22 protein-coding genes are annotated in these 23,171 nt (G+C 36.8%); 2 read left to right on the top strand and 20 right to left on the bottom strand.

Translation table 11 applies throughout. From position 1 onward, the window contains the following. Positions 1-256: 256 nt before the first annotated feature. Positions 257-565, top strand: coding sequence for a zinc ribbon domain-containing protein (locus tag PHD84_06270; protein ID MDD5637402.1), 309 nt, complete (start codon positions 257-259; stop codon positions 563-565). 174 nt (positions 566-739) lie between these two features. On the opposite strand, the gene PHD84_06265 is transcribed toward PHD84_06270, so the two are convergent. From PHD84_06265 to PHD84_06205, 13 genes are all read right to left on the bottom strand, one after another. Beyond that, positions 740-1,156, bottom strand: a complete 417-nt coding sequence (locus PHD84_06265; protein MDD5637401.1) for a thioesterase family protein — start codon at positions 1,154-1,156, stop codon at positions 740-742. A gap of 146 nt (positions 1,157-1,302) precedes the next feature. Continuing rightward, positions 1,303-1,827 carry a folate family ECF transporter S component gene (locus PHD84_06260; GenBank protein MDD5637400.1) on the bottom strand — a complete coding sequence of 175 codons (525 nt, stop codon included), beginning with the start codon at positions 1,825-1,827 and terminating at the stop codon, positions 1,303-1,305. A 136-nt stretch (positions 1,828-1,963) separates the two neighbouring features. Next, on the bottom strand, positions 1,964-2,935 hold the full coding sequence (locus PHD84_06255) for a dipeptidase (protein MDD5637399.1): 972 nt from the start codon (positions 2,933-2,935) through the stop codon (positions 1,964-1,966). 80 nt (positions 2,936-3,015) lie between these two features. After that, complete coding sequence (gene guaB / locus PHD84_06250; GenBank protein ID MDD5637398.1) at positions 3,016-4,482, bottom strand: IMP dehydrogenase; 1,467 nt, start codon at positions 4,480-4,482, stop codon at positions 3,016-3,018. Between the two features lie 188 nt (positions 4,483-4,670). After that, positions 4,671-5,435, bottom strand: a complete 765-nt coding sequence (locus tag PHD84_06245; protein ID MDD5637397.1) for a type III pantothenate kinase — start codon at positions 5,433-5,435, stop codon at positions 4,671-4,673. Between the two features lie 33 nt (positions 5,436-5,468). After that, positions 5,469-6,809 (bottom strand): sigma-54 dependent transcriptional regulator, encoded by a 1,341-nt coding sequence (locus PHD84_06240; GenBank protein MDD5637396.1) that lies wholly within the window; start codon positions 6,807-6,809, stop codon positions 5,469-5,471. After that, complete coding sequence (locus PHD84_06235) at positions 6,802-8,502, bottom strand: ATP-binding protein (protein MDD5637395.1); 1,701 nt, start codon at positions 8,500-8,502, stop codon at positions 6,802-6,804. Before PHD84_06235 ends, PHD84_06240 begins: the two co-directional genes overlap by 8 nt. A gap of 133 nt (positions 8,503-8,635) precedes the next feature. Then, positions 8,636-10,066 (bottom strand): Do family serine endopeptidase, encoded by a 1,431-nt coding sequence (locus PHD84_06230; GenBank protein ID MDD5637394.1) that lies wholly within the window; start codon positions 10,064-10,066, stop codon positions 8,636-8,638. Between the two features lie 397 nt (positions 10,067-10,463). Continuing rightward, entirely contained in the window at positions 10,464-11,006 is a 543-nt protein-coding gene (locus PHD84_06225) for a DUF2148 domain-containing protein (GenBank protein ID MDD5637393.1), read from the bottom strand. A 50-nt stretch (positions 11,007-11,056) separates the two neighbouring features. Then, positions 11,057-12,058 (bottom strand): ATP-binding protein, encoded by a 1,002-nt coding sequence (locus PHD84_06220; protein MDD5637392.1) that lies wholly within the window; start codon positions 12,056-12,058, stop codon positions 11,057-11,059. A 181-nt stretch (positions 12,059-12,239) separates the two neighbouring features. Then, positions 12,240-12,791: a thioredoxin fold domain-containing protein gene (locus PHD84_06215; protein ID MDD5637391.1), complete on the bottom strand. Its 552-nt coding sequence runs from the start codon at positions 12,789-12,791 to the stop codon at positions 12,240-12,242. A 76-nt stretch (positions 12,792-12,867) separates the two neighbouring features. Continuing rightward, positions 12,868-13,590 (bottom strand): cytochrome c biogenesis protein CcdA, encoded by a 723-nt coding sequence (locus PHD84_06210; protein ID MDD5637390.1) that lies wholly within the window; start codon positions 13,588-13,590, stop codon positions 12,868-12,870. 73 nt (positions 13,591-13,663) lie between these two features. Next, entirely contained in the window at positions 13,664-13,954 is a 291-nt protein-coding gene (locus tag PHD84_06205) for an acylphosphatase (GenBank protein MDD5637389.1), read from the bottom strand. A gap of 622 nt (positions 13,955-14,576) precedes the next feature. On the opposite strand from PHD84_06205, the gene PHD84_06200 reads away from it, so the two are divergent. Then, positions 14,577-15,920, top strand: coding sequence for a sodium-dependent transporter (locus PHD84_06200; protein MDD5637388.1), 1,344 nt, complete (start codon positions 14,577-14,579; stop codon positions 15,918-15,920). 101 nt (positions 15,921-16,021) lie between these two features. Here the strand turns inward: PHD84_06200 and PHD84_06195 are convergent, their stop codons facing one another. From PHD84_06195 to PHD84_06165, 7 genes are all read right to left on the bottom strand, one after another. After that, on the bottom strand, positions 16,022-17,182 hold the full coding sequence (locus PHD84_06195; protein MDD5637387.1) for a M48 family metalloprotease: 1,161 nt from the start codon (positions 17,180-17,182) through the stop codon (positions 16,022-16,024). A 38-nt stretch (positions 17,183-17,220) separates the two neighbouring features. After that, a complete protein-coding gene (locus PHD84_06190) occupies positions 17,221-18,429 on the bottom strand; it encodes an alanine--tRNA ligase-related protein (GenBank protein MDD5637386.1) in 1,209 nt (402 codons plus the stop codon). Between the two features lie 207 nt (positions 18,430-18,636). After that, positions 18,637-19,428: an ATP-binding cassette domain-containing protein gene (locus PHD84_06185; GenBank protein MDD5637385.1), complete on the bottom strand. Its 792-nt coding sequence runs from the start codon at positions 19,426-19,428 to the stop codon at positions 18,637-18,639. Positions 19,429-19,450: 22 nt separating this feature from the next. Then, positions 19,451-20,380, bottom strand: a complete 930-nt coding sequence (locus PHD84_06180; GenBank protein MDD5637384.1) for an ABC transporter permease — start codon at positions 20,378-20,380, stop codon at positions 19,451-19,453. 37 nt (positions 20,381-20,417) lie between these two features. After that, positions 20,418-21,443, bottom strand: a complete 1,026-nt coding sequence (locus PHD84_06175; GenBank protein ID MDD5637383.1) for an ABC transporter substrate-binding protein — start codon at positions 21,441-21,443, stop codon at positions 20,418-20,420. Positions 21,444-21,877: 434 nt separating this feature from the next. Next, on the bottom strand, positions 21,878-22,630 hold the full coding sequence (locus PHD84_06170; GenBank protein MDD5637382.1) for a TatD family hydrolase: 753 nt from the start codon (positions 22,628-22,630) through the stop codon (positions 21,878-21,880). Between the two features lie 112 nt (positions 22,631-22,742). Then, positions 22,743-23,165, bottom strand: a complete 423-nt coding sequence (locus PHD84_06165; GenBank protein MDD5637381.1) for a metallopeptidase family protein — start codon at positions 23,163-23,165, stop codon at positions 22,743-22,745. Between the last annotated feature and the right edge of the window lie 6 nt (positions 23,166-23,171).

Below are 23,171 nucleotides of genomic sequence, written 5' to 3'. Positions count from 1 at the left end.
ACCGGTACTGCTTTTAATGCGGGCTGCTCTGGGCATAAGAGAGACTCCATAAAGAAAGATTTAGTAAATTTATTCTAAAGCATAAGAGAAAATGTGTCAAACAGAGAACCGTCCCCTGTATCATTCCCCTGTATCATTTATAATTCTGTATGCAGTTTTAATTTTTAATTCACAAAAACTTGAAAATATCTTGACAAATCTGTTAAAATGAAATATTATTTTTAATCGGAAACTTAAGGAAGGAGCTGAAAAAAATATGCCGACTTATGAATATCAATGTAAAAAATGCAGTTATATTTTCGAAAAATTTCAATCTATAACTGAACCAACCTTGCAATGCTGTCCTAAATGCCAGGGAGAAGTATCTCGTTTAATCAGTAAGAATGTAAGCTTCATCCTGAAAGGAAGTGGTTTTTATAGCACAGATAACCGCAGGAGCAGCCTCCCCAAAGAAAGGTTAAGCAGCAGTCCTGATAAAGCCACCAAAAAAGATTCTGATAATTCTAATGGCAATTTTAAGCCTGCGGAGGGAAAAACTAAAAAAGAATCTGCCAGTGTAAAATAAATTCCTCACCTCTTTTATTTCTCTATTTTATGATTATTGTAAAGAATAATCTAGAAAAAAACCACACCTCAAGGGGTGTGGTTTTCCCTTTTTAATAAAACCTTTTTTAGTTTTAGCAGGCAAAATTATAAATTCAATCTATGGTAAAAATGTTAGTATCAATTTTTTCATTCCTTATAGGGGGTCCCCTTCTTTTTTCTTTTTATCCAGTACCTTCTGGGAGAATTTTTCTAAATCAATGATAAACCGTTCTACCTGTCCCTCTCCTATCTTTTCCATTTCATCAAAGGCCGTTACGGCAAAGATAAGACGATTCTGAAAAACATCTATCAATTCTGCCTGGGCAGTGACAGTCATTCCCTCCGGTGTGGGCGCCAGATGCTTGATGGTAATAGAGGTGGCCACAGTAATGTATCCTGGCGGTAAATCTTTTTTGACTGCTTCAATGGCGGCATTATCCATCAGAGAAACAAGCATGGGAGTAGCAAAGGAAGGGGGCATTGGCCTGGAAAATTTTTCGGCCATATTATCTGCACCAACCACCATCTGGGCAACACCCTTTAAACCTTTTTCTAAATTAAATTCTACCATTTTGACCTCCTGACTTATTTTTTATCCTCTTGGGCAGAGCCTCCTATCTATAATTATTATAACAAAATATGGCTTTCAGTTAAATAAAGATATGGTTAGGGAAAGAACATTCTTTAGGAATTCTCTAATCAGGTAAGAGGCTATCCCTAATGATGGGCAACCTGAACCACTTTCCGACGAATAAAGGCATGGATGAGATAGGAGTATATAATTATGGTAATAGGTACACTGATTAGCCTGGGAATCATTAAGATTTGCCAGGGAATAGCGAAAATGATATGAAGACTGTAAGATATTAAGAATAGTTCGGTAATGCTGACGGTTATTCCTACCGGAATAAGAATATTTATTATATGCTCTTCATTTCCTCTCAACATACGGAATAAAACAACAGGAAGAATCCCACACAAAGCCGATATAACTGTAAAGTGTGGTATATAGGGACCTATCGGTTGAATAAGATAACCCAGAAAATCTGAGATGGCACCAATCAAACCACCGTAGAAGGGGCCCATTATAAAGCTTCCCAGAATAATGGGTAATTTACCAAAACCAATTCTTATTCCTTCCACTCCACCTACAGCAATTCTGATACTGGCTATGCGGGAAAGTATTATACTCATAGCGACTAATATACTGACCAGAGAAATATTTCGGGTTGAGATGTTCATAACTTTTCAGTCCTTTTCTTTTTTTCTTTTTGACTCTCGTCCATAACTTTATTATAAGAGAATATAATAATTATACAATATGGCAGAAAATTTATATCATAAACATTTTTCGCCACAAATCACTCATCACTAATTACTAATTGCTTACACCACTTCCGGTAACCTGTTTAAATAATTGCAGAAAATTTTTCCCCATAATTTTGTTAATATCACTTGGGGAATAACCTTTTTGAGCTAATTTCTCTCCAATCCTGAAGACTTTATCTGCTCCATCCAATCCCTCAGGTAAAGACCGACATCCATCAAAATCAGAACCCAGACCGATAAAATCAACACCGACCAGATTCACCAGATAGTCGATATGAGTGGTAATATCATCTATGGTTGCCTTTCGTTTTTCCTTAATTAGAAAATTAGGCACATAGGTTACACAGATCAGTCCACCATTTTCGGCTATGGCCTTAATTTGTTTATCCTTTAGATTACGCCGGTGAGGAAGGAGCTGGTAACAATTGGAGTGGGAAGCTATGACTGGCTGACAAGTTGCTCTCAGTACACCCCAAAAACCGGATTCAGAAAGGTGAGAAACATCAATTATCATTCCCAGGCGATTCATCTCTTTTACCACTTTTTTACCAAAAGAAGTTAGCCCTCTTTTTGAATCCGGGTAATCACTGCCGTCGGCAATAGCATTACGTTGATTCCAGGTCAGAGTTATTATTCTGACTCCCAGGCGGTAAAAATTCCTGAGGTTATACAATTTGCCTTCTAATGCCTCCCCACCTTCAATAGCCAGTAGGGCGACAATCTTATTAGCCGATACAATGGCTGCTATATCTTGCGGAGAGGTAGCCAGTTCAATTCTATCATTATTGGTTGTTAATTCCAGCAAGAGACAATCAATTAGCTGCAGAGCTCTGGACAGAGAACGGTCAGGCTTAAATTGTTTCTCGATATAGATGGCAAAAACCTGAACATCAACCTTACCTCTTTGTAAACGCGGGATATCGATGTGTCCTCGAGAGGATAGTTCTCCCATTTTTTTCTTCTTTTTTAATAGGTCAATTACTGTATCACAGTGAGCATCACATACTATGTCATCTCTCATTATTTAATTCCACTTTCCTTAATTTTCTAATGCTCTATAATTATATTATGGGCTTTAGATTCTAATTATAATAATTTATGCTATTCAATTTCATAGTTGGGAGCTTCTTTGGTGATAATAATATCATGGGGATGGCTTTCTCTTAAAGCAGCATTGGTAATTTTGATTAAGCGGCTTTTTTCCTGCAGTTCTTTGATGTTTGCTGCACCACAGTAAGACATTCCGGCTTTCAATCCACCCATTAATTGATAAACACAACTGGATAGTGGGCCTTTGTAGGGGACCCTTCCTTCGATTCCTTCAGGAACCAGCTTGCTACTCTCATTATCTTCCTGGAAATAACGGTCTCGACTCCCTTCTTTCATCGCGCCTATAGAGCCCATTCCTCTATACTCTTTATAACTTCTGCCTTTATAAAGCACTACCTCTCCCGGGCTTTCCTCGGTACCGGCAAAAAGACTGCCAACCATTATGGAATCAGCACCAACAGCCAGGGCTTTACAAATATCACCGGAATAACGAATCCCACCATCGGCAATGAGGGGAATATTCTTTTCTCGACAGGCTCTGGAGCACTCTTTAATAGCGTAAATTTGCGGCACTCCCACTCCTGTTACTATTCTGGTAGTACAGATAGAGCCGGGTCCTATACCTACTTTAATGGCATCCACACCGGCTGCAATTAATCTCTTGGCACCTTCATAGGTCGCTACATTTCCGCCAATCAATTCTATATCAAATCTTTTCTTTATTTCCCTGATAATATTGAGCACTCTCTCCGAATCGGCATGAGCAGTATCTACTGCCACTACATCAGCATGAGCCTGAAGGATTGCTTCCACTCGCCGAAAGGTATCAGAAGAAACGCCTACTGCTGCACCAACTCTTAAACGGCCATTGGCATCTTTACAGGCATTAGGGTACTGTCTGACTTTCTCAATATCTTTAATGGTAATCAAGCCCTTTAAGATATAGTTTTCATCTATCAGGGGCAGCTTCTCTATGCGGTTCTGGTACAGTATCTTCTTTGCCTCTTCCAGGGTTGTTCCTACTTTACCGGTAATTAAAGGTTCTCTGGTCATTACCTCGCTGATTTGTATTTCCACATCTTCTAAAAAACGGATGTCTCTATTGGTTAAGATACCTACTAATTTTTTATTATGATTTACTATCGGAATGCCAGAAATATGATAGTGTTGCATTAAGGCTAAGGCATCTTTGACCTTTTTATCTTCTGTTAAAGCTATCGGTTCCACAATTATTCCGCTTTCTGAGCGCTTTACCCGGTCAATTTCCCGCACCTGTTCCTGGATAGACATATTTTTATGAATTATTCCGATGCCTCCTTCCCGAGCCAGAGCAATGGCCAGGCTTGACTCGGTTACCCTATCCATAGCGGCACTTACCAAGGGAATGTTCAGGGTAATATTCCGGGATAATGAGGTATGTAAATAAATTTCTTTGGGAATTAATTTAGAATTTTGAGGAACCAGCAAGACATCATCGAAGGTCAATCCATCTTCTTTAATTAACTTATTTTCCCACATTAAAAATCACTCCTTTCCCCTTCTTATTTTCTGCAATGTCTTTCTGCTACAAAGACATTGATAAAACTTTAAACAATCTTATCTTTTCTTAAATTAGATGTCAACCTGTAGGGCATATATTTCTATAACTCCTCATTGCAAAAGGAGTATTTCAGGGTAAAGGAATGTTTTGAGATTATGGTACTCTTTTAAATATTCAGATGATAGATTATCTTCAGACCTTCTAGGGTAAGCAATGGATCAATTCTGTCAAATAGAGAAGTGCTTTTGCCTATCAATTCAGCATATCCCCCGGTAGCAATAACCATAGGTTTTCCCTTTAATTCCTTCTTAAAACGATCGATTAATTCTCTGGTTAATCCCAGATGTCCAAGGTAAACACCAGACTGAATTGCCTGTATGGTATTGTGACCAATAGCTTGTTCACATTTTTTCAATTCCACCTTAGGCAGTTTAGAGGTTTTTTCAAACAAGGCATTGCTGGATAATCCCAGACCAGGTGCTATGGCACCTCCAATGTAATTTCCTTCTTTATCCAGGGCACAGAAAGTAGTAGCAGTTCCAAAATCAATAATAATGGCAGGGGCTCCATAGAGCGCAAATACTGCTACGGCATTTACTATTCTGTCGGCACCAACCTCCTCGGGATAATCAGTCTTTATTTTGATATTCAGGTTAATTTTTGAGTTGACCAAAAGTGGATTAACATGGCAATATTCCCGGGACATCTTATTTAAGATCCAGATTAAAGGAGGAACTACACAAGATATTGCCACTGCCTTTATATCACTAAAGGTCAGTGCCTGTTCTGCCAGTAAATTTTTAAAAAGCATGGCAAATTCATCTTCAGTCTTTCTTAAATCAGTAGATATACGCCAGTGATTCTTTATTTTATCACCTTCATAGATACCAATAGTGGTATGGGTATTCCCAACATCAATTAATAATAACATATTCTTTTTACCTCCCTTATCACAATTAATCCTTTATTTTTCCGGTTTAATATCTATTTGATATTCCTTTAACTTAAAAATTAGATTTCTCCTGCTAATACCCAGAGCCTGTGCAGTTCTGGTTCTGTTGCCTTTATTTTGAATAAGGCTTTTTTTGATTAATTCCTTTTCCATTTCTTTTAAGGTTTCGGCATGATGACTGGTATTTTTCTGCTCTAAAAAGAATAGCAATTCTTTATCTATCATATTACTATTACACATTATGGTTGCTCTTTCCATGATATTTTCCAGTTCTCTCACATTTCCGGGAAAGGAATAGTCCATCAATAAAGATATTCCTTCCGGGGAGATATGGGCAATGCGTTTATTTAAAATTTGATTATATTTTTTTATAAAATGCTGCAGCAGGAGGGGAATATCCTCTTTTCTTTCCCTTAGGGGAGGGACATCAATATGGAAGACATTAAGCCGATAAAAAAGGTCTTCCCGGAATCTATTTTCCTTAACCTCTCTCTCCAAATCCTTATTGGTAGCAGCTACAATTCTGGTATCAATCTTGATACTGGTAGAACTTCCCACTCTTTCAAATTCCTTTTCCTGAACTACCCTTAATAATTTGGCTTGCGTAGCGACATTTACTTCTCCTATTTCGTCCAGAAAGAGGGTCCCACCATGGGCAATCTCAAATCGACCTATTCTTCTGGAGGTGGCACCGGTAAAAGCTCCCTTTTCATGACCGAAAAGTTCGCTTTCCAGTATATTGGGGGAAAAGGCTACACAGTTGGCCACCACAAACGGTTTGTCTTGACGGGGACTATTCTTATGAATGGCACGGGCAATCAGTTCTTTTCCGGTACCGCTCTCTCCGGTAATCATTACTGTAGTGGGGAGAGGAGCAACCTTCTTAACCATCTCCAATACCCTCTTCATTGCTGAGCTCTGTCCCACAATCTCCTTGAAATTAAATCTTCTGTCTTCTTCCTCCCGAAAATATTGATTTTCATTCTTTATTTCATCCTGTCTGATAATGCGCTCCAGAGTCATTTTTAATTCATCTAAATCAAAGGGCTTGACCAGATAATCCATTGCTCCTAATTTCATGGCCTCTACAGCCTCCGGTACAGTGCCATATGCAGACATCATAATTATGGGTGTATTAATATCCATTTCTTTCATCTTTTCAATTACTTGTAGCCCGTTCATTTCCGGCATCCTTAAGTCCAGCAGGATAATCCTGTATTTTTCCTTCTGTACCTTTGCCAGTGCTTCTGCACCATTTGCCGCCTCATCAATCTCATATTGCTGGCCAGAAAGCACCCTCTGGAGCATCATTCTAATGCTTTCCTCATCATCAACAACCATAATTCTATTCAATCTCTTTCTTCCCCCCTGATGGAATAAATATTCTTACTTCAGTGCCTTTTCCTTTCTCTGATTGTACGGTAATGGTACCCTGATGCATCTCAATTATATTATAGGCAATGGAGAGGCCTAAGCCAGTGCCCTGACTTCGAGTAGTAAAAAACGGATCAAATATATGGGATAGTTCTGCCTCTGCCATCCCTACCCCATCATCCTTAATGGAAATTAGCACTGCCTCCTGATCCTGATAATGAGATAATTGCAAGGAAATGACAATCTTTCCCTGTCGGGAAACTGCCTGAATAGAGTTTAGAATAATATTCATTAAGGCCTGTCTAATTTGGTCTTTATCGGCAAAAATATTTTGCCGGGGACAATCCAGAGCCAGCTGAAATTGAATCTCCTTTTCCCTGCTTTCCAATTTTAACAGATGAACTAATTCTTTCAGCATATCTCCTAAAGCAAAACAGCTGATATTTAATTTTTTAGGTCTGGAAAAATCAAGCACCTGGTTAATCAATTGATTTAGCCGGTCTACTTCCTTGATAATTACCTTTAAATCACCCTTTCGTTCATCATCCTCGGGATAGGATTGAAAAAGAAATTGGGTCAAGCCTCGAATAGAGCTCAGGGGATTCCTTATCTCATGAGCAATAGCGCTGGCAATGTGTCCCAGAGAAGCTAATCTTTTATTCCTGTTTATCTCCTCTGACAATCTTTTCAGTCTAGTAATATCTCTTACCAGAATTACCATTCCTCCTGCCTGGTCCTGTTCACCCTCCAGAAAAGAGGTATTGATTTCTAAAATTTTGCGCACATTACCTCCGATTTCCAATTCAACTTCTTCTTCAATTTTCCTTCCTTCCTGCAATCCCAGCTGATAGACAGATTTACCCCTAACCTGAAGAGGAAGCACTTCTTCGGCATCTCTGTTTAAGACCGCTTCTCTTTTCACCTGAAAAATCTCTTCACTCTTCTTATTGATAGTCTGGATAATATGGTGCTGGTTAACCGATATTACTCCACTATCCATGGTTTCTAATAGTTTAGTGGTATAATCTCTCATATTACGGAGAGTCCTTTTTACTATAATATTCTCCTGCTGACGAAAAATCATAAAGATACCCAGCAGAGAAATAAGCAGAATAACCAGATAATTCAGAATAATCCTTTGTTTAATCTGATTGTAACGCAGATAATAATCTTCTAAATTTATGCCAATCGATAGATATTTATCACGTAAAAAAAGATACCCGAATAAATCAGAGGCAAAATGATCACCAAAATCAAAGGGCTTAATAATCTGAAGAAATCTTCTGTTTTCCTGGTCACGGATTTGGAAATAATTTACTCTGCCCGGATGCTGAATCTCCACCCTCTCATTCATCCTTAGCTCATCGGTGCTCATTCGCACCAGACCATTGCTGTCTACAATATCAATAAAGGTAATACCCTCTTTTTGAAAAAGATTGAGCACTTCTATTAAAATGTTCCTGTTGACAATGAATTCAGAACCTAAAGTCTGAATGGAAAAGGCAATATTTAGTCCTTCTGAGCGGGCTAATTCCAGTAAATAGTTCTTTTCTCTCTGCAATTCGTAATAACTGATATAACCAAGCACCAGGGTAAATAAAAGGACTAATATCAAAACAGTATAGGCACTATTTCTGGTATATATTCTTCTTCCATCTCTGTTAGATGCCATAAATCTAATTTCCCTCTGATAAGAAAAGGAGAACCAGCAGCATAAGACTGGTTCTCCTTTTCTTATTATTCCTTATCGTACTATTATTATCATATTTTCCCCACGGATTGTGTTTTTCAAAATTAGAATATTACTATTCCAGTTCAACTATCTTAAGGGGAACATAATAGGTGCGATTATTTCTGAAAATCAGCAGAAGCAAGGTATCTCCAGGAGTTAATTTATTTATGATATCTTCCCAATCCTCAATGGTGGATACCTCATTCCTGTTTGCCTCCAGAATAATATCATCACTTCTTAAACCCATATCATCAGCAGAGCTTCCCGGAATAACATCAGTAATAACCAAGCCGGTTACCCTTGGTAAACCAGCTTCACGGGCAATTTCCGGGGTTACTTCTTCCACTTTAATACCAGTCTGTTCTGTAAACACCTTCTCTTTGGTGGTTATAGTTTCATCAGCAGGCATTTCTCCGATTTTCACTACAAAAGAAACCTCTTTTCCGTCCCGCTTCACTTGCAAGGTAGCTTTATCACCAATTTGTAAAGCACGAATGGTATCCTGCAACTCCTGAGGTGTATTTACTATCTGGTCATTTACTGATAATATTATGTCACCCCGAGAAAGTCCGGATTCCTCAGCAGGACCACCGACAATAACATCGGCAATCAGTACTCCTTCCGCCTTATCCAGATTGAATTGTTCTGCTATCTCAGGAGTTACTTCCTGGATGTATACACCCAGCCAGGCTCTCCTAACCTTTCCCAGGGTAATCAAATCATCAAGATTTCTTTGAGCAATATTAACCGGGATGGCAAATCCAATGCCCTGGGCATAGGGAATTATGGCAGTATTAATTCCTACCACTTCCCCTTTGGTATTTAAAAGAGGGCCGCCACTGTTTCCCGGGTTTATGGCGGTATCAGTCTGAATCAGATTACTATATTCATGACCATCTGTCCCAGCTGAAATATTTCTACCTTTGGCACTGACCACACCCATAGTTACCGTTTTTTCTAAACCATAAGGATTACCAATGGCAATTACTATCTCACCCACTCTTAATTCATCGGAGTCTCCCAATTCAACCACGGGCAGGTTATTGGCATCAATTTTGACTATGGCCATATCGGTGGTAACATCCGAGCCTACAACCTTTCCTTTGAATTCTCGTCCATCAGATAAGGTTACCTTGATTTCTTCTGCTCCACTTACTACATGTTCATTGGTTAGAACATATCCCTCTTTGTCAACAATAAAGCCTGATCCGGCTCCTTTCTGGGGAATTCTTCTTCTAAATTCTTCACGCTGTTCAAAAAACCACTCAAAGACAGGATCTCTAAAACGAAATGGTGAAGTTTCTACATAGCGCATCACATCAATGTTTACCACTGCCGGTCCTACCCTTTCCGCAATCTCGGCAATGTCACCACTGAGCGATTGAATAGTCAGTTGATCTTCAACCGCAAAAACTGCCATATTTGAAGTCAACATGAGCATAAAGGTAAGTATTACTATAGTAAAATATATCTTTTGTTTTTTTATCAAACTATTTTTTAACATATCTTATCCTCCTCTTTAAAATTAAGATATTTTTTGACCAGATTAACTATTGTGGCCAGCATTTCTGTCTAAAAATTAAGTTAATTACCAGAATTGTCCTGACATAAATATCATCTCCCTACCATAAATATCTATTAATCTAAATATAAGCAATTTTTATGCCAGAATCAGAATAAGGATATTATTTCTTTCTAATAAATTCAAAATTTATTTAACAATCTAAGAATATATTATTTGGTCAAAGTTTTTATTTTTCGAGACTATCCCTTATTAGAATCAAGATTAACCCTAATAATAGTCAACTGTGTATTTTTTGCACAGTTATAGTCTATTATATGTGAAAATATTTCCCACTTTCTTTTTTCTTTTAAGAAAAGTGCTGTATTTGGTTTGTTATCTATCGGTCAAAATAAATATTTTTACCGGTTACGGAAAATGGAATACCCATCACAAAACTGGCTTCAATAAAACCAGCCTTCTTGGCAACCACTCCTATCCGATACATGATTCTATTGTCAATTCCCAGGATAGCGGCCGCCTTTACTGCTGAACCAATAGCAATGCCCATATCTAAAATATGTAAAGCACACTGAGGACCATCAAATTCCGGTCCTTTATGGGTCTGGCATTTGGAACACTGGTCAAATCCACAAGCCCCGCAATCCAATCCCAAGGTCTGGGAATCTTTTAAGCCAATCAATAACACTACGGGAGAATTTTTCACATTTTCACCATCACGATCAAAATTGCGCTTGTTTTGCTCTATACCATAATGAATCATTGCCTCTCCCAGCCTGATTACTTCATCTCCACTGATTACCTTAATTACCACAAAATCCTTGCCTGCAGCCTTCGGTGCTGTTCGGGCTGATAAAGCCATCAATTCCACCGCATTTTTTAATACTTCTTCTGGATTGACAAAACCTAATTCTTTATTCATAATCTACTCCTTTGTTTATATTTTTAGTTCTATATGATGCCAGCAAACAGTTACCTCTTTTTTACGATATAGCTATCATTATCCTTTATATAATTATAATCAACAACCTGAAATGTTTTCAACCTGCTGTTAGTAGTCAATAACCATCTAAATTTGAGCGGAGAGGCAAATTCAGGCTGTAACCTGCCCTGCTCAATCCAGTAACGTGAACGTAAGTTATTGAATTGACCCTTGTCTGCCTTGATGGTTAGTTGCAATGGTTGATTAACAATAGAACAACTATCAATCTCCTTAACACCAGCAATATTATTATAAATTATTTTTAAATGCCTGTCGTTAGCCGGGAGAGGAAAAATATTGATAAGGGCAATATTTTTATTTAAAGGACCAATTACCTTTACATTGGCTATTTCGGTATTAAGGTTTAATTCTCTTATTTGCTGCAATAAAATTTCATTGGCTAAACTGACTGCTTGTCCATGATAGGAAAGATTAATCAGAGGTTTGAGTAAATGTTTTAATTTACAGCCTTCTCGAAAAACATTTTCTCCAATTCGTTTAATCTTCAGGTTTAAATAATCCGCTATCTTTCCTATTTCCCCTTTGGAATAGTGAAACAAAGGGGCATAATAACCAGCAGAAAAATCTGTGCCATATTTTCCCCAGCTATCGCTCTGATTGGAACCGGTAAAAACAAGTTTATGGCTGGTATAGGCTTTTATTAAACCTAATTTTATTTTTCTGGTACATAAATTACAGTCCGGTCCGCCTTTCATCGTTTGCCTTTGATAGAGCTCTCCAGAAATCCTCTCTAATTTTACCTGCATTTCTGCACATAGCTCATTTACGTTCTGACGCGCTGAATCATAAGTGAATAATCCAAAATCTACATTAACGGCCATTACCCTTTCTTGTCCCAGAGCCTGTCTGGTTAAAAAAAGTACTACAGTGCTATCCAAACCCCCGGAAAAAGCAACAATAACTCCTTTCTCGGAGCTAACTAGCCTGATTTTTGCAATTATACTCTCCACTTCAACTGCTATATCTTTCAATATTACCAACCTGACCTTACCATTTTATTTATTAATAAATCCGTATAGCTCATTTCTTCTACTAATTTTTAACTAAAATAGTATGGAGGATTTTTTTGCCAATTAGACATTATTATGGGTATATTTGACAGGTTAATAAATTAAAGGTGGTTTTGCTCATCAAATTATAAACTATTACGGCCTATTTTTTCTGTAATTCCATATACTGCGGAAAAGTATGTTCTTTATAAAAACCATCTTTAATATAGATAAGAACATCTAAAAATACATCAGGAGGCACAAATCCCGGTAAATTAGCGATTCTTCCATTACCACTGTTAAGGAACCAGATAGAAGGAAATCCCGTAACCTGATAAATTGCAGTTGATAACCACTTTTCTGTTTTTTTCTCTCCACCAATCAGGACTTGCTCATTAGATTTTCCATTTATTTTTGCCATAGTAAAATTTTTATTCAATAAATCCTGAACTTCCTTAGTAGCGAAGGTTTCTTGCTCCATTTTCCTGCACCATCCGCAATCATCAGAATAGAAATAGATTATAGCAGGAATGTCCTCCACCCGGGATCTGGTCAATGCCTGTTCATAAGATAACCAGTTAAGGTTATTGTGAGCCTGTACCACAAACTTATCTGAATAATTGCTAAGATTTAATAAAGTAAAAAAGAAAATAATTAGAATTAAAAAAAGATATAAATCTGCTTTCTTTCTTTTTAAAAATATTTCTGAAATCATTATCTTACCTGCTTCATTTAAATTTATAAATATAAATATTATTTTATTATACCCTGCACCAAACTTAAGTCAAATGTTAACTTAAGTATTTAGAAATGAGGGATAAGGCATCACTAAACACCAATATACCAATAATAACTAAAAGCAATCCCCCAACCATTTCTATCATATGAAAATATTTTTTAATTTTTCCAGTCAGTTTATAGAATTGATTTACCGCCAATGCTGTACATAAAAACGGAATTGCCAAGCCAGCAGAATAAAATGATAATAATTTTATTCCTTTACTGACCGTTTCCTGGGTACCAGCATAAACCAGAATTGCCGCTAAAATAGGACCAATGCAGGGAGTCCAGCTAAAGGCAAAGGCGAAGCCAATGATAAATGGTGTTAGAAATAAATTAAAAGATAGGCTTTGTTTAATATTAATTCTTTTTTGATAATGAAGAAAAGGAATATTTATTAATTGTAACATATGTAATCCAAATAGAATAATAATTATTCCTCCTATTCTTTTAAACCACATGGAATACTCCTGCAAAAATCTGCCCAGCAATGTTGCTGAAGCTCCTAATGATATAAACACCAGGGAAAAACCCAAAATAAAACTTAAAGCTCCCGTTAAAACACGATACATTGACCTGGAACTTTTATTGTTTTGTCCACTTAGTTCCTGGAGGGATATGCCGGAGACAAAGGAAATATATCCGGGAACCAAAGGTAAAATACAGGGGGAAAGAAAAGAAAGAATTCCAGCCATAAAAGCAGCCAGGTAGGACACTTCCTGTAAGATCAACATACGCTTCACCTTTCTCTTTATCTCGCAATGAAGGAGATTATTTTACTGATAGAATAGCATCTTCTATTTTTAATTATGTTTTTATTTGAAATAGATTGTATTCTCCGGAATAAGGCAACCAATCAACTTCTGTGTTTTCTACTATAGCCATACGGGGCCCTTTTTTACACCATTCCACCATCTTTTTCACTGATTCTTGGCGACCTGCAATAACTAATTCTACATCGCCATTGGCCAAATTTTTAATCCAGCCCTTAATCCCAAGCTGATAGGCAATATTCCTGGCATAATAACGAAATGCCACTCCTTGTACTCTGCCGCTGACCATAACATGGGCACAGGCCTTATCACTGTTATTATTCATTTTACCTAAAAATTCCTTACCTAAAAAATATCCAACGCCTGTAGAGGCTAAAAATCCAGTTCCTAGTTTCCTGGTTTCTTGAGACAATCTTTAAAAAGGTCTATTATTAGAAATTATAATCTAAAGTGTCTCTTTTGCCAATTATACTTGGAAAAATTACCAGTAGCTTATCAATTATATTACTAAATGAAGGTACTGTTTTAAAAATTAATTATTATATTATAATATTTCCCTCAATTAGCCATCTTCACTTTATACATCTAATATCCTATTATTGATTTGATTAAAATATTTTGCTGTAATTCTTTTTGACATTAATAATAAAAGGTGCTAAACTATAAAATTAATTATTTAAATTATGACCAGCTAACAATTTGAAAGGCAAATATAATAACTGTTTTCATAATAAATTATCATTCAATAGTTCTTCTCAGCTTATTTGACTCTGATTAAAAAATAAATCAAGAAGGGGGGTGATAGCTAAATCAGCTATAGAAAAATGTAAAGTTACCTACATAATTACTCAGTACTTTACTAACTGTTATTGACACTAAAATTTAAACTCAGCTTATCTTTTATGTATGCTAAAAACATTAATTTATTTATAAGGAGATGATAAGAAATGAACGAAACTGGAAGAGGACAGTGGCAAACACGTATGGGATTTATTGCTGCTGCAGCCGGTTCAGCAATCGGCCTGGGGAATATCTGGAGATTCCCTTACATCACTGGAAGATATGGTGGTGGAGCATTTGTTTTGATTTATATACTTCTATTAATTTTTGTGGGCTATCCGGTAATGAACTCAGAATTGTTACTGGGGCGTAAAACGGAAAGAAATCCCGTTGGTGCTTTTAGGATGCTCTCTCCAGGCAGTCCCTGGGTCCTGGTAGGCTATATGGGTGTTCTTGCTGGATTTGTAATCCTTTCTTACTATTCTGTTGTGGCAGGTTGGGCACTTTCTTATATCTTTAAATCTGGTGCTTATATGGCGGCAGGGGCAGACAGTGCCAACATATTTGTCAGCTCAATTAGCTCCACAGCAGGCGGTATTTTCTGGCATACCTTATTTATGGCAATCTGTATAGCTATTGTAGCAGGTGGTGTGGAAAGAGGAATTGAACGATGGTCTAAAATATTGATGCCCGTTCTGCTTGCTTTGTTAATTATCCTTATCATTCGTTCAGTAACACTACCAGGAGCAGGTGGTGGCTTGTCCTTCTATTTAAGACCAGACTTCAGTAAATTTAGCGGCGAAGGATTCCTGGCTGCCCTTGGTCAAGTCTTCTTTACCCTCAGTCTGGGAATGGGCTGTATGATTACCTATGGTAGCTATTTGAAAAAAGATGAAGACATTCCTCTTGATGCCAAATATGTGGTAGGAGCTGATACGCTGATTGCTTTATTAGCTGGTTTCGTTATCTTCCCGGCAGTATTTGCTTTTGGTTTAGAGCCAGCTACTGGTCCCGGCCTTACTTTCATCACCCTTCCCGCGGTATTTGCCAAAATGGGTGCTGCTGGACATATCTTTGGCATAATTTTCTTTGCCCTGTTAACTATTGCAGCTTTAACCTCTGCCATTTCTCTGTTAGAGGTAGTAGCAGCATACTTTATTGATGAAATAAAGTGGGATCGTAAAAAGGCAACAGTAGGAATGGGTATTGCAATCTGGCTACTGGGGATTTTACCCTCTTTGGGATACAGCACTCTTTCTAATGTAAAGTTAATAAAAGGCATGGATATTCTTGATTCTTTTGACTTTTTTGCCAATAATGTATTGCTTCCCTTAGGCGGATTATTAACCGCACTATTCATCGGATGGTTCTGGGGTACTGATAAAGCCTTAGAAGAAGTAAACCATGGTGCCAGTACTAAACTCGGTAGCAGTTATTCCTTCCTGATAAAATATGTGGTACCTATTGCTATATTCATTGTCTTTTTAAACAGCGTTGGCCTTTTAGGATAAGCGTAAATACATGTAACTGTAAACTTAATAATCCGGCATTATCTCACATCAGAAGATAATGCCGGATTATTATTTACAAATAAGTGTACCTTTAAAAATATTTATTCATTCACCAGTAATACAGGGAGTTCTAACTTCAGCTTCCATAAAATCAAGGCTATTTTATCCCTGGTTAATTTTAATGCTTCTTGCGGAGTCAGTCCCTGAAAATGAACCTCCTCCGGGGAAAGGGATACAATTATTTCACTTCCTATTCTAAGTGTGCATTGCCCTTCCTCATCAGTATATAAACTTATTTCATATGCTGCTAAATCCAATCTTAGTGTTCTGTCAAAATTAGATACTACCTCTCTCATTTTTAAGCTAAGTTGCTCCTCCTCACTGCCGGTAAAGAATAATATAGGTTCATTGTTGATAAATATTTGGGCGATAAACATATTATCCTCTGCCTGGTATTCATCTCTCACTAATAAATATTTGGTAGTAAGACGTCTGTCTATTTCGATACTATTTTCCTTCAAATAATGCTTAATTTTTTTAATTCGCTCACTCACATCAGGGTGGGTCTGAAAGATTCCTAAATCGATACTGGGTTTTAACATGTGCTCACTGCTCACTCGCTCGAAATAGGTCAACAAAGCTACCGGGTGATAATAGTAACTTTTATTCAACAGTTCCAGTGCAGTATAATCGGCTTCTTCTTCATACTCCCTGCGATAGGCATTAAGTAAGGTAATACTGGTCAACTCGCTAAGAATACCCAGTGTTGGATCTCCGGTTACCAATAGAGTAAGTAATTCAACTAACTTTAATTTTTGTTTATCCTGTAACTGTTTGATAGAATGCTGATGAATTATATGCCCCATTTCATGCGCTATAACAGCAGCCAGTTCATCATCAGAATGCACATAATCTAATAAATCTGCGGTCAAATAGATAAATCCACCAGGAAAAGCAAATGCGTTTGGTCCTTCCCTGCTAATAATTCTGATTTGATAGTTAATTTCATTAACTCCTGATAACTCTTTTAAATGTTCTCCTATCTGCTGAACCTTATTAAGAGTTTCCTCCTCTGCAACCAGTTCATACTGTTTTTCTATTCTCTCAGCCATCCGACGACCAATTTTCTCTTCCCTTTCATAATCCCGCTGGGCATAAGCATGGCCAGTAAAAATCAACAATAGAACAAAAATTAATAAAATCTTAATAGAGATGTTTTTCCTGTGATAGTGCCTTAAAAATAGCATCAATCCTTTTATCATCTGAAATTTACATACCTTCCCTTAAATTTATTCTGTAATTAGAAAGAGAGAATTAACTCAGCTGCCCTCTGACAGGCTTTTTTTACATCTTCTTCCCTTTCCAGTTTCCCCAGAACCATATAGTCAGAACCTCCACCTTTTCCCTTAAATTCTACCATCACTTGATTGAGTATTTCTTTAATATTATAATTTATATCAGATGAACAGGCTAAACATAATATCGGCTCAGGCTTTTCAGCTCCCAGTATAATAACAGTCTTCTCTTCCTTGCTGAGCAATAAAGCTATCTGCCTCACATTCTGTACTTTTTGTTCCAAAAATAATTTTTCAATGAGGAAAAGGCCTTTTTCTTCTCTACGATTTTTCTCTTTCAACTCCTCACTTTCCTGTTCGATTATTCTTCTCTCCATTTTGCTATATAATTTACTCAATTCCTTTTGTTCCTGATTCAATCGCATAATTTTTTCTTCTAAGTTTTCTATCCCGGTAGTAAAAAAATTAGACAGATTTTTAATTATACGGTGTTTTTGCTGGTAATCAACTACAGCTCTAGAACCACAAAGGAAGGAGATCCTGGTCTTATCCTTGCGATTCTCCCATCCAGTTATTTTAATAAGGCCTACCTCTCCTGTTTTTTGACAATGAGTCCCACCGCAGGCAGAGCGGTCAAAATTCTCAATGGCAATAATTCTCAATTGCTCCAATTTCTCTTGTTTGTTTCTAAATCTATAATTGATTAAGTCATCACGGTTTTTTAAATAATAATGACAAATTTGTCTGTTTTCAGAAATAATTTTATTAACCAGCTGTTCTATCTCATCTATCTTTTGTTCATCAAGCACCATAGCAGGAATGTCAACTGTACAAATATCCTTACCCATATGAAATGATTGAGTCTCCTTTTGCCAGAGCTCTATTAATGCACCAGAAAGAATATGTTGACCGGTATGCTGTTGCATATGGTCAAAGCGATATTGCCAGTCTATTGTCCCGGTAACTAATTCACCTATCCCGGCAATGATTTCATTCTCTAAATAGTGAATTATCCTTTCGTTATCCTCTTCTACATCAATAACTGGTCTATCTTCAATGTATCCCTTATCACAAATCTGCCCTCCGCTGGTTGGGTAAAAACAGGTTTGATTTAGGATTACCGCATACCTTCCCTTGTCAAGGTATTTATCAACAATACTAGCTTGAAATGTTTTTTGGTAAGAGTCATAATGATATAATTTTTCTGTCTTCAAAATCATACTCCTTGGATTTATTTTTATCTTTTCAAATTATAATCAATCTATACTTTTTTATTTTACCATAAATAAAAAGTTCTCCTGTTGAGCTCAGGAGAACTTTTCCTGATAATAATTTTTATTATCAAATGTATTTTTTAAGAAATATTAAGCTATTAAGCTAAGGTAATTATTATAATAGATAATTAAAACTAATAATATTGATTAAGCCAATACTAACTCATCCTCTACATATTCTTCTTTTCTTAATTTTGAAAATTGCTTTAATAGATAATCAATAGTGATATTATCTCTTTTTTTGCCAGAAACATCCAGAATGATATGACCACGATCCATCATTATGGTGCGATTGCCATATTTTAATGCTTCCTGCATATTATGAGTTACCATTATAGTAGTTAATTTCTTTTCTTTTACAATTTCCTGGGTAATAATTTGTATTTTTTTGCTAATCTCAGGATCGAGAGAGGCGGTATGTTCATCTAACAATAGTATTTTGGGATCAAACATAGTAGCCATCAAAATTGTTAAAGCCTGTCTCTGCCCTCCTGATAGTAAAGATACTTTCTTGGTTAGCATATTCTCCAGATTCAATTCCAGCTGAGCCAATCTATTGCGAAAATATTCTTTTCTTTGACGGTTTAAGCCCAAATTTAATCCCCTGCCAAAACGTTTAATGGATAAGGCCAGGTTTTCCTCAATAGTCATAGAAGGTGCGGTGCCCATCAGGGGATCTTGAAAGACCCTGCCAATAAATCTAGCCCGGTAATGCTCTGCTTTATTACTTACATCCTGATGGTCAATCTGCACAGTTCCCTTTTCAGGAAGAACAGTTCCGGCAATAATATTCAAGAGAGTGGATTTACCGGCACCGTTGCTGCCAATAACGGTAACAAAATCCCCTTCTATTATGTGCAAATTAATACCTCTTAGCGCTTCAGTTTCATGAGAAGTGCCTTTAGCAAAACATTTATAAATATTTAGCAATTGTAACATAAAACTGCCACCTCCCTTTTCTTCACTTATTCTCTACTCCATTGCTACCATTAGTGGTAACAATCGCCTTAATCCTTCCCCTAAATAAAGGAAAGGTTAGGGCTATAACTACCAGTAGAACGGAAATTAACTTTAAATCTCCAGGTTGAAAACCTAAACGATAACCATAGCGCAGAGCTATCATAACCGTGGTACGATAAATAATCGATCCTATAATCACACTGACTGTCATCCAACCGATGCCTCCTCGATTTCGTACTATGCTGCGTCCTATTATAACTGAAGCTAAACCGGCCACAATTGTTCCGATGCCCATTCCGACATCAGCAAAGCCGGAATACTGAGCAAATAAAGAACCGGAAAGAGCAACCAATCCGTTAGAAAGACATAAACCAATAATCTTGGTAAATCCGGTATCAACACCCAGACTGCGAATCATCTGTTCATTATCACCAGTTGCTCTGATGGCCATCCCAATTTCCGTACATAAAAAATAATCAAGCAAGAGCTTCACTAGAAGTACTGCAACAAGAAAGAGGATAGGAGTTAACTGGTCCAGAGAAAGTTGGGGAAACCAGCCTTTAATAACATCAAGAATGGTAATCTTTCCTAAAAGAGGAATATTGGATTTCCCCATAATTCTCAGGTTAACCGAGTAAAGTAAAGTCATAGTTAAAATTCCCGAAAGTAAATTGGTAAATTTTAGTCTGGTATGGAAAAAGGCAGTTAATCCACCCGCCAGTACACCACCAGCCACTGCCCACAGTATTGCTATAAAGGGATCCCCTCCGGCAAAGATAAATTTAGCAGTAATAGCTGCCCCTAAGGGAAAAGTTCCATCAACTGATAAATCCGGAAAGTTTAATACCTGAAAAGTGATATACACTCCTAAGGCCATAATACCGAAAACAAGACCTTGCTCTAAGGCATGAAATAATAAGCTCCAGGTCATAATTGTATTAACTCCTTCCTCTTTCTAATTCCTCTTTCTATTCACTGCGATTCCAGATAGTACCTGCAAAAACAATAGAATCTGCTTCATCCAGTAATTCATTCAGAATACGCAGATTCATTCGATTTGCCACATCAACATTTATCATAAAGGTTAAATCTTCTGGTTGTTCTAATTTACCAATAGGTATTTCTGAAGGTAATTTACCCTGTAAGATTTGAACCGCCTTTTCGGCGCTTTTCTGACCTAAAGTAAAATAGTCAATGCCAAAAGAGGTTAAAGCTCCCTCTGGAACAAAGGTAGGGTCAGCAACAATAATGGGAATTTTTTCATCCAGAGAAACCTTTACTATAGAACTAAAAGCAGAAACTGCTACATTGTCAGTAACAATATAGAAAATATCAATTCTTCCCACCAGCGATTGTGCTGCCATCAGAACTTCTGCAGAATTACTTGCAGTTACTTCCACCAATTCAAATCCAAGTTCCTGACATACTTCCCGGGATAACTCTACCTGTACCACTGAGTTAGCCTCAGCAGCATTATAAATAGTCCCTACGCGGGTGGCTTTTGGTAAAAAACTGGGAATAAGTTCCAATTGTGTTTTATTGGGGGCTGCATCTGACATACCGGTAATATTGTTTCCTGAACTTTCCCAGCTTTGAACAATATTAGCTGCCACGGGATCTGTTATTGCCCCAATAATTATAGGTATTTCACTGGTAACCTGAGCAGCAGCCTGGGCAATAGGAGTAGAAATAGCCACTATCATATCAACCTGATCATCTTTAAATTTCTGGGCAATAGAAATGGCATTGCTGAATTCACCCTGAGCATCTTGAAAGTCATAGCTCACATCGACACCTGGAACATAACCAGCCTGCTCCATCCCAAAAACAAAACCATCCCGGCAGGCGTCCAAAGCTGGATGTGCTACAATCTGGCTGACACCAATCTTTAACTGTTGAGCTGAAATAGAAATACTCATTAACAATAACGAAAGAACGACAAAGGTAACACCGAAAAACGCTTTTAATAACATACTATTGTTATTTTTTCTCATCTCATTTCCTCCTTTTTACAAAATTATTATTACTTTAAATCTGTTCGTTTGCACTTTATTTTTATCTCCCTTTCTGGCACCTCCTTTTCTTCCCCACATTTAATAAATAAAAAACCACGAATGCTTCACACGCCCGTGGCTAAAAAGAAAAACCACAGGCTTTCCCTGAGGTAAATACCTGTGGTTCTATTGGTTTTGTCGAAGTTAATCTTTAATTAACTACTATTAAACCCGATAGGCATCTACCTCCGGATTATAATAATAGTAGTAATAATAGACATTATTAAGGTTTAAAGAAAATATAGTTTTCTTATTCATCTTTATGCATGCTGCCATCTCTTAATTTTTTTCTATTTTACTCGCTGTTTTACTAAAAGTCAACCAATTTCAAAAAATTTATTTTTAAATTGCTGGTCCCCTATTTGAAGAAAAAATTAACTTAATTTAAAAACCTGCTGGGCATTTTCTGTGGTAATGTGGGCGATTTTTGCGACTGTTTCTCCTTTTAATTGAGCAATTTTCTCAGCAATTATAGGAATATATTTCGGTTCATTCGGTCTTCCTCGAAAGGGATGAGGAGTTAAAAATGGAGCATCTGTTTCCAGTAATATTCGGTTAAGAGGAATTTCTTGTATTGCTTGAAGTAATTTGTGGGCATTTTTAAAAGTAACCACACCTCCTATTCCAAAATAAAAGCCTTGCTCCACACACCATTTAGCCATTTGAACGTCACCTGAGTAGCAGTGTAAAACTACCTTCTTGCCGCAAGCCTTTTCCGCCAATATCCTGACAGTTTCCTCATGGGCATCTCGATCATGGATAATGATAGGTAAATCATATTTATGGGCTAAATCTATTTGTTTTTGAAAAGCATTTTTCTGATCTTCGGGAGAGCTGTGTTTATAATAATAATCCAGACCAATTTCTCCAACAGCAACATTTTTGGGATGAGCAATAATCTCTTCCAGCAAAATCAGTTCTTTTTCCTTCATTTTCTTGCTTTCATGAGGGTGAAATCCTATGGCAGTATAGACATTATTAAATTGCTCGGCATAGGATATATTTTTTTGACTGGATTCTAAATCAACTCCTATGGTGATAATTTTGATAATCCCCTTCTCCCGAGCTTCATTTATTACTTTCTTTACTTTTCTTTTCATCATATCCAGATGAGCATGTGTTTCAATAAATGGAATTATTTTTTTCTCCTCCCTTTAAAATATTGTGGTAGCAGATATAATCTCCCCGTTGTTTAGTTTATGTTTAGTTTTAATATATCTTTTCTTATAATAAAAGTACTCATTGCATTGATTTTTTAGAATTGTTCTTGATTTTTCCTTGTGGGGTAAGACTGTTTTTTTCAATCAAATACAATTCCTGTTCACTCAGTCCAAAATAATGACCTATTTCATGTAAAACAACTCGTTTAATTTCATTTTTTATTTCCGGTATATATCTACTCTTACGAAGAATCGGTTTACGAAAAATAAGTATTCTGTCAGGCATAACATTACGATAATGGATCCCTCTTCGAGTAACAGGAATACCTTGATAAAGACCCAAAATGGAATAAGGAGAATGATGTCCTAACTGTTTTAAAATATTATAGTCAGGGAAATCTTCAATATGGATGGTGATATTTTCCATCTTTTTTCGAAAGTATTCCGGTAACTCACCAATTGACTCAATTACTAATTTCTCAAATTCATTTTCCTTCATCATATTAAG

It is taken from the genome of Atribacterota bacterium, from assembly GCA_028717805.1.
In the GTDB taxonomy this organism is placed as follows: domain Bacteria; phylum Atribacterota; class Phoenicimicrobiia; order Phoenicimicrobiales; family Stramentimicrobiaceae; genus Stramentimicrobium.
Note: the sequence above shows the minus strand (reverse complement) of the source record. Positions and strands in the feature narration are given on the sequence as shown.

Bases quoted from the DNA above. Each gene is read 5' to 3' on its own strand.
- PHD84_06260 (MDD5637400.1), bottom strand. From the start codon at position 1,827: ATGAACATCTCAACCCGAAATATTTCTCTGGTCAGTATATTAGTCGCT.
- PHD84_06215 (MDD5637391.1), bottom strand. From the start codon at position 12,791: ATGATTTCAGAAATATTTTTAAAAAGAAAGAAAGCAGATTTATATCTT.
- PHD84_06180 (MDD5637384.1), bottom strand. From the start codon at position 20,380: ATGACCTGGAGCTTATTATTTCATGCCTTAGAGCAAGGTCTTGTTTTC.
- PHD84_06265 (MDD5637401.1), bottom strand. From the start codon at position 1,156: ATGGTAGAATTTAATTTAGAAAAAGGTTTAAAGGGTGTTGCCCAGATG.
- PHD84_06270 (MDD5637402.1), top strand. From the start codon at position 257: ATGCCGACTTATGAATATCAATGTAAAAAATGCAGTTATATTTTCGAA.
- guaB (MDD5637398.1), bottom strand. From the start codon at position 4,482: ATGTGGGAAAATAAGTTAATTAAAGAAGATGGATTGACCTTCGATGAT.
- PHD84_06165 (MDD5637381.1), bottom strand. From the start codon at position 23,165: ATGATGAAGGAAAATGAATTTGAGAAATTAGTAATTGAGTCAATTGGT.
- PHD84_06245 (MDD5637397.1), bottom strand. From the start codon at position 5,435: ATGTTATTATTAATTGATGTTGGGAATACCCATACCACTATTGGTATC.
- PHD84_06205 (MDD5637389.1), bottom strand. From the start codon at position 13,954: ATGAATAATAACAGTGATAAGGCCTGTGCCCATGTTATGGTCAGCGGC.
- PHD84_06185 (MDD5637385.1), bottom strand. From the start codon at position 19,428: ATGTTACAATTGCTAAATATTTATAAATGTTTTGCTAAAGGCACTTCT.
- PHD84_06175 (MDD5637383.1), bottom strand. From the start codon at position 21,443: ATGAGAAAAAATAACAATAGTATGTTATTAAAAGCGTTTTTCGGTGTT.
- PHD84_06235 (MDD5637395.1), bottom strand. From the start codon at position 8,502: ATGGCATCTAACAGAGATGGAAGAAGAATATATACCAGAAATAGTGCC.
- PHD84_06255 (MDD5637399.1), bottom strand. From the start codon at position 2,935: ATGAGAGATGACATAGTATGTGATGCTCACTGTGATACAGTAATTGAC.
- PHD84_06200 (MDD5637388.1), top strand. From the start codon at position 14,577: ATGAACGAAACTGGAAGAGGACAGTGGCAAACACGTATGGGATTTATT.
- PHD84_06230 (MDD5637394.1), bottom strand. From the start codon at position 10,066: ATGTTAAAAAATAGTTTGATAAAAAAACAAAAGATATATTTTACTATA.
- PHD84_06225 (MDD5637393.1), bottom strand. From the start codon at position 11,006: ATGAATAAAGAATTAGGTTTTGTCAATCCAGAAGAAGTATTAAAAAAT.
- PHD84_06195 (MDD5637387.1), bottom strand. From the start codon at position 17,182: ATGATAAAAGGATTGATGCTATTTTTAAGGCACTATCACAGGAAAAAC.
- PHD84_06210 (MDD5637390.1), bottom strand. From the start codon at position 13,590: ATGTTGATCTTACAGGAAGTGTCCTACCTGGCTGCTTTTATGGCTGGA.